The sequence below is a fragment of the Shinella agrisoli genome (genome assembly GCF_046557955.1).
Classification (GTDB): Bacteria; Pseudomonadota; Alphaproteobacteria; order Rhizobiales; family Rhizobiaceae; genus Shinella.
The window spans coordinates 23,819-29,934 of sequence record NZ_JBJIEP010000037.1; the positions used below are offsets into that span (position 1 = coordinate 23,819).

Sequence of the window (6,116 nt, forward strand, 5' to 3'; positions counted from 1 at the left end):
CCGGGTCCGTCAGGCCGTTTTCCGCTACAAAGGTTTCGATTTTATTGCGCTGCGAGACGAGCTTTGGCGAGGCCGCCGGTCAGCCTCTGCGGAAGGCGTAGTCCGTCTCCTGCCGCAGCACCTCGCCGGGCCTGAGGACGGCGTTGGGGAAACCGGCATGGTTGACCGCATCCGGCCAGATCTGGGTCTCCAGGCACAAGCCGGCGAAGGCGCCGTAGCTGCGGCCGCCGAGCCCCGCAACGGGCGGGTGGACCTTGGAGCCGGTATAAAGCTGGACGCCCGGTTCCGTCGTCGACACGTTCAGCGAGAGGCCCGAAACGGGGCTGCGCACCTCGGCCACGGAGCGTTTCGCCCGCCTTTCCGGCGAGAGGCAGAAATTGTGGTCGAAGGCGACGCCGCCCGCTTGCGTCTGCCGGCGCAGCGGCGTCCAGTCGCGAAGGTCGAAGGGCGTGCCGGCGACCGGGCGGATCTCGCCGGTGGGGATCAGGTTCTCGTCGACGGGCAGGTAATGCTCGGCCTCAAGGCGGATCTCGTGGCCGAGGGCATCGGCGCCGCCATCAAGGTTGAAATAGCTGTGCTGGCACAGATTGGCCGGCGTCGGCGCGTCGGCGGTCGCCTCGTAGACGACGGAGAGCACGCCGTCGCCGGGCAGCCGGTAGGTGCAGGTGATGGCGCAGTTGCCGGGATAGCCGGCGCGGCCGGCGGGATCCGTCAGCGCCAGGGCGACGAAGTCGCTGCCCTGGTCCGCGATCCGCCAGTTCTGCCGGCCGGTGCCGTCGCCGCCGCCGTGCAGGTGCGTGACGCCGCCCTCGTTGCATTCGAGCTGGTAGTCGGTGCCGTCGATGGAGAAGCGCCCGCCGCCGATGCGGTTGGCGCAGCGGCCCGGCGTCGCGCCGAAATAGGGGGAGTGCTCCAGGTAGGAGGCGAGATCCTCGAAGCCGAGCACCAGCGGCGCGTCGTGCCCCTGAAGCCGCAGGTCCTGGATGACCGCACCCCAGGTCAGCACATGGGCGGTCAGCCCGCCGCCGGTGATCGTGATGCGCTCGACCGCCTCGCCCGAAGCCAGGCGACCGAAGATTTCATTTCCTGCACCCACGCTTGCGTCTCCTCCGCCGGCTGCTCCCCACGGGCGGCAACCTGCTGCAATTCCATTCGGCCTGCAACCCAAAAAAGTCATACTTTTTGCAAATCCCGCTCAGGGGGTTTTCTGGTAGATGATGAAGGGCGTCTTGTCGGCGATGCGGTCGTAGAGGCGGCGCGCGGTCGCGTTGGTCTCCTGCGTCATCCAGTAGACCTTCGGCGCGCCCGCTTCCTGCGCCTTGGCGTAGACGCCCTCGATGAGCGCCCGGCCGACGCCCGTGCCGCGCACCTCGGGATCGGCATAGAGATCCTGCAGGTAGCAGATATTGCCGAGCGTCCAGCAGGAGCGGTGGAAGAGGTAGTGGGCGAGGCCGACCGGCTTGCCGTCGAGCGTGGCGAGGAGGCCGCGGAACTCCCCTTCCGCCGCCTCGCCCGTCAGCCGGGCGAAGGTGGTCGAAAAGATCTCTTCCGGCAGCACCGTCTCGTAGAAGGCGAGATAGGCGATCCACAGGCGCCGCCATTCGCCTTCGTCGTCACTGTGCAGAGGGCGGATGACGAGGCGGCTCATGCTCAGGCTCCCGTTCCGATCTTTTCCAGGTCATAGGGCGTAGTCTGATAGATCTCGTTGATCCAGTTGCCGAAGAGCAGGTGCGCATGGCCGCGCCAGCGGTTCTGCGGCGGCAGCGACGGATCGTTGTGCGGAAAATAGTTCTTCGGCAGCTTGATCGGCACCCCGGCCGAGACGTCGCGGAAATATTCGTCGGCAAGCGAGGTGGAATCGTATTCCACGTGGTTGAAGATGTAGAGCCGGTTGCCGGCCTTCTCCTCGACGAGGCACACGCCCGTCTCGTCGGAATCGAGCAGGATCTCGAGCCCCGGCACGTTGCGGATGTCCTCGGCGCGGATCTCCGTCCAGCGCGAGACGGGCACCTCGAAATTGTCGGAAAAGCCGTTGAGGTAGACCGAAGAGGGCTTGCGGTTGTTGTGGCGGTAGACGCCGAAGGCCTTTTCCTCCAGCGTGTGCTTCGGCACGCCGTGGAAATGGTAGATCGCCGCCATCGCGCCCCAGCAGACGTTCAGGGTCGAGTGCACGTTGGTCGTCGTCCAGTCGAAGATCTGCTTCATCTCGTCCCAGTAGGTGACGTCCTCGAAGTCAAGCGTCTCCACCGGGGCACCGGTGATGATGAAGCCGTCGAACTTGCGGTGGCGCACCTCCTCCCACGTGTCGTAGAAGGCGAGCAGGTGGTCTTCCGATGTGTTCTTGGCGCGGTGGCCGCCGACGCGCACCAGCGACAGCTCCACCTGGAGCGGCGTCGCGCCGACGAGGCGGGCCATCTGCACTTCCGTCTTGATCTTGTTCGGCATGAGGTTGAGCAGCCCGATCTGCAGCGGGCGGATATCCTGCCGGATCGCCACCGTTTCGGTCATCACCCTGACGCCCTCGTGGACGAGGGTTTCGAAGGCGGGGAGCGTATCGGGAATCTTGATGGGCATGTCTCACTCGATCGAAAAACAAAACCGGCCGCAACGATGTCGCAACCGGTCCACGGAAGGTCTGCCTTTCGCGGCCCTTTAGCGACTTGTTTAACGTGGCTGCAAGCCGGCCGGCCAAATCACCACGGACGCCTTAGATAACGCCACTCCGCCCGCGAATCAATCCGCCCGCGAACGAGGCGCCGAGGCCCGGATGCGGCAAGCATCCGGGCCTCGGCCTTTCCTGAAGAGGAGCACGGCTCAGTAGTGGCTGTAGTGCTTCTTCCTGATGATGATCTTCGCGCCGTAGTGGCCGCCGTGATGCTTCCAGCGCTTGACGAAGCGGTACGGCTTGTAGCTGTGGTGCTTGTAAGCGTAGCTCTTGTAGCCGTAGTGCTTGTGGCCGTAGCCGTAGTGACCGGCCTGGGACGGAGCGGCGAAGGAAACGGCGGCGACGGCAGCGACGACGGCGGACATGATGAACTTGCGCATGGGACTCTCCTGATCTCTTTCGGGTTGCAGGATGAGTTCCTCTCATCCAGTGACCCGACTGTCCCATATCGCCGGGGCCGGCGCTGTTCCGGAGGGAACAGGGCCATGACGACGAAGAGGGCGGCGATCGCCTCAAGGGCGCTCAGCCCTCCAGTTCCTCCCGCAGCATTTCCAGCTCAAGCCATTCCTCTTCCATATTCGTCAGCCTGTCGCGCAGCTTCTCCATCTCGGCGGCGAGCGTGTTGAAGGCCGCCGGATCCTTGCTGAAGAGGGCGGGGTCGGCCATCTTCGCCTCGCGGGCGGCGATCTCCTTCCCGATCTTCTCCATCTCCTTCGGCAGGTTTTCGAGCGCGAATTTCTGCTTGTAGGAGAGCTTTGCCTTGCCCTTGCCTTCCGCGGGCGCGGCCGGCGCCTCCGGCGCCTTCGCCTTCCCGGCCTTTTCCGCCCTGCGCTTCTCCTCGGCCCTGCCGCGGCGCTGCGCCATCATGTCGGTATAGCCGCCGGCATATTCGATCCAACGGCCGTCCGGGCTTTCCGGGTCGGCGGGCGCGATGGTCGAGGTGACGGTGCGGTCGAGGAAGTCGCGGTCGTGGCTGACGAGCAGCACCGTGCCGGCAAAGCCGGCGACGATCTCCTGGAGGAGGTCGAGCGTCTCGATGTCGAGGTCGTTGGTCGGCTCGTCGAGGATGAGGAGGTTCGTCGGCCGCGAGAGGATGCGCGCCAGCATCAGCCGGGCGCGCTCGCCGCCAGAAAGGTTGCGAATCGGCGTGCGGGCCTGCTCCGGCTGGAAGAGGAATTCCTTCATGTAGCCGGTGACATGGCGCTGCTCGCCGTTGACCAGCAGCGTCTCGCCGCGCCCGTCCGTCAGGTAGTGGGCGAGCGTGTCGTCGAGGTCGAGATCCTCGCGGCGCTGGTCGAGCGTGGCGATCTCCAGGTTCGTGCCGAGCTTCACCGTGCCGCTGTCGGGCGCGAGCTGGCCCGTCAGCATCTTCAGGAGCGTGGTCTTGCCCGCGCCGTTCGGGCCGACGAGGCCGATGCAATCGCCGCGGTGCACGCGGATCGAGAAGGGGGCGACGATGGTGCGCTCGCCGTAGCTCTTGGTGATCTTCTCCGCCTCGATGACCAGCTTGCCGGATTCCTGCGCGTCGGAGGCGCTGGCCTGCACGCTGCCCTGCGGGCCCTTGTGGCCGCGGTGGCGGGCGCGCATGTCCTGCAATTCGCCGAGGCGGCGCATGTTGCGCTTGCGGCGCGCGGTGACGCCGTAGCGCAGCCAGTGCTCCTCGCGCTCGATCGCCTTGCCGAGCTTGTGCTGCTCCAGTTCCTCGGCCTCCAGCACCTCGTCGCGCCAGGCCTCGAAATAGGCAAAGCCGCGGTTCAGCCGGCGCGACTGGCCGCGGTCGAGCCAGACGGTAGCGTTCGAGACCTTCTCCAGGAAGCGCCGGTCGTGCGAGATGACGACGAGGGCCGAGCGGGTCGATTGCAATTCGCCTTCCAGCCATTCGATGGTGGGCAGGTCGAGGTGGTTGGTCGGCTCGTCGAGGAGGAGGATGTCCGGCTCCGGCGCCATCACGCGGGCGAGCGCCGCCCGGCGCGCCTCGCCGCCCGAAAGCGCCTTCGGATCCTCAGCGCCGGAAAGGCCGAGATGTTCCAGGAGATAGGTGACGCGGTAGGGGTCGTCGGAGGGGCCGAGGCCGGCTTCCGCATAGGCGGCGACCGTGTCGTAGCCGTCGAAATCCGGCGCCTGGTGCAGGCAGCGGATCGTCGCGGACGGATGGCGGAAGACCTCGCCGGACTGCGCCTCGGCAAGGCCGGCGGCGATCTTCATCAGCGTCGACTTGCCCGAGCCGTTGCGGCCGACGAGGCATATGCGGTCGCCCGGCTCGACCTGCAGGCTCGCGCCGGCAAGCAGCGGCGTGCCGCCGAAGCTCAAGGATATGTCGTCGAGTTTGAGGATGGGCGGTGCCAAGGGTCAGGCTCCTGAAAGATCGTAGGGGCGGGCGATGAGGATCGCGCGGCCGGAGGCGAGCGAAAGGCGGACCGGCCCTTCCGCGACGTTGGAAATGGTGCGCGACGAGCCGAAGGGCAAGGAGAAGTCGGCGAGCGGATAGCGCACGTTGCCGATGAAGAGGCCGGCAAGCGGCGACAGGCCGAGGATCGAGAAGAGGCTGCCCCTCGGCAGGTCGATCTCGCGGCTGCCGGGCAGGAGCGGCCAGGCCTCCTCCTCGCCGGACGTGAGCTTGACGGCAAAGCCCTCCTCCTCCAGGGAAACGGCGTGGATGAGATGCATCAGCGCATGGTCGCTGCGCTCGCCGCCGAGCGCGCCGGCCAGCAGGATCCTTCTGGCGCCGCGCTCGGTCGCGACCGAGACGGCGAGCGCGCCGTCCGTCTCGTTCTTGGCGGCGGGATAGGGCTGGCGCTCGATCTGCGGCCAGGCGGCAATGAGCTCCGCAGGCGTGGAATCGAAGTCGCCGACCCAGATTTCCGGCGTGACGCCGAGCCCCGCCGCATGCCGCATGCCGCTATCGGCCGCGATGAAGCGCGCGCCGGCCATATCCGCGTGAAGGCGCGGCGTGGCCGTGAGCGTGCCGCCCAGGAGGACGACGAATGTCTGGTCTGTGGAGGCCGGCTGGGTCATGGCCGATGCCCTTAGCGCATGTTTCGGCGAAAGGGAAAGATTTTGGCGGGCGGCAAGCGCCAGCACGGCGATCCACGCGGCATTTGCGCCCGTGGGTTTGTCGAAGAGCATTCGGACGGGGCGCTGCAAGCCGCCTCATCAGAGCATGTTAAGGTTGGCGCCTTCCGGCGCCCCGTTCGGCGGTTCGTGCCCGCGACTTCGGCCCCTCTGCAAGGGCTAGGGCAGTTTTGCTGGAAAACGAGGGTTTTCCGGGTGGGTGGATCCTCGGGTCAAGCCCGAGGATGACGACAGAAGAGGGGCGCGGAGGGCTATCGCAGCGGTTCCGCATGCCGCGCCGTCCGATAGGCCGGAAGCCTCCTCCTCCCCTCCGTCATCCTCGGGCTTGTGTGGAAGAAGTGTGGTTTACTGGATGCACCGGCCGGGATGCGCATCCCGG

The 6,116-nt window shown here is 66.7% G+C and carries 6 protein-coding genes and 1 riboswitch; all 6 genes read right to left on the minus strand.

The features are described from left to right. Positions 1-79: 79 nt before the first annotated feature. On the minus strand, positions 80-1,096 hold the full coding sequence (locus ACIIOY_RS25285; RefSeq protein ID WP_411037443.1) for an aldose epimerase family protein: 1,017 nt from the start codon (positions 1,094-1,096) through the stop codon (positions 80-82). Between the two features lie 99 nt (positions 1,097-1,195). Beyond that, positions 1,196-1,648, minus strand: a complete 453-nt coding sequence (locus tag ACIIOY_RS25290; protein ID WP_411037444.1) for a GNAT family N-acetyltransferase — start codon at positions 1,646-1,648, stop codon at positions 1,196-1,198. Between the two features lie 2 nt (positions 1,649-1,650). Then, positions 1,651-2,574 carry a homoserine O-acetyltransferase MetA gene (gene metA, locus ACIIOY_RS25295; RefSeq protein ID WP_411037445.1) on the minus strand — a complete coding sequence of 308 codons (924 nt, stop codon included), beginning with the start codon at positions 2,572-2,574 and terminating at the stop codon, positions 1,651-1,653. A 58-nt stretch (positions 2,575-2,632) separates the two neighbouring features. Continuing rightward, positions 2,633-2,710, minus strand: a riboswitch (SAM riboswitch). 104 nt (positions 2,711-2,814) lie between these two features. Continuing rightward, on the minus strand, positions 2,815-3,045 hold the full coding sequence (locus tag ACIIOY_RS25300) for a hypothetical protein (RefSeq protein ID WP_411037446.1): 231 nt from the start codon (positions 3,043-3,045) through the stop codon (positions 2,815-2,817). 142 nt (positions 3,046-3,187) lie between these two features. Further along, complete coding sequence (locus ACIIOY_RS25305) at positions 3,188-5,011, minus strand: ABC-F family ATP-binding cassette domain-containing protein (RefSeq protein WP_411037447.1); 1,824 nt, start codon at positions 5,009-5,011, stop codon at positions 3,188-3,190. Between the two features lie 3 nt (positions 5,012-5,014). Then, positions 5,015-5,680 (minus strand): thiamine diphosphokinase, encoded by a 666-nt coding sequence (locus ACIIOY_RS25310; RefSeq protein ID WP_411037448.1) that lies wholly within the window; start codon positions 5,678-5,680, stop codon positions 5,015-5,017. Positions 5,681-6,116 lie beyond the last annotated feature (436 nt).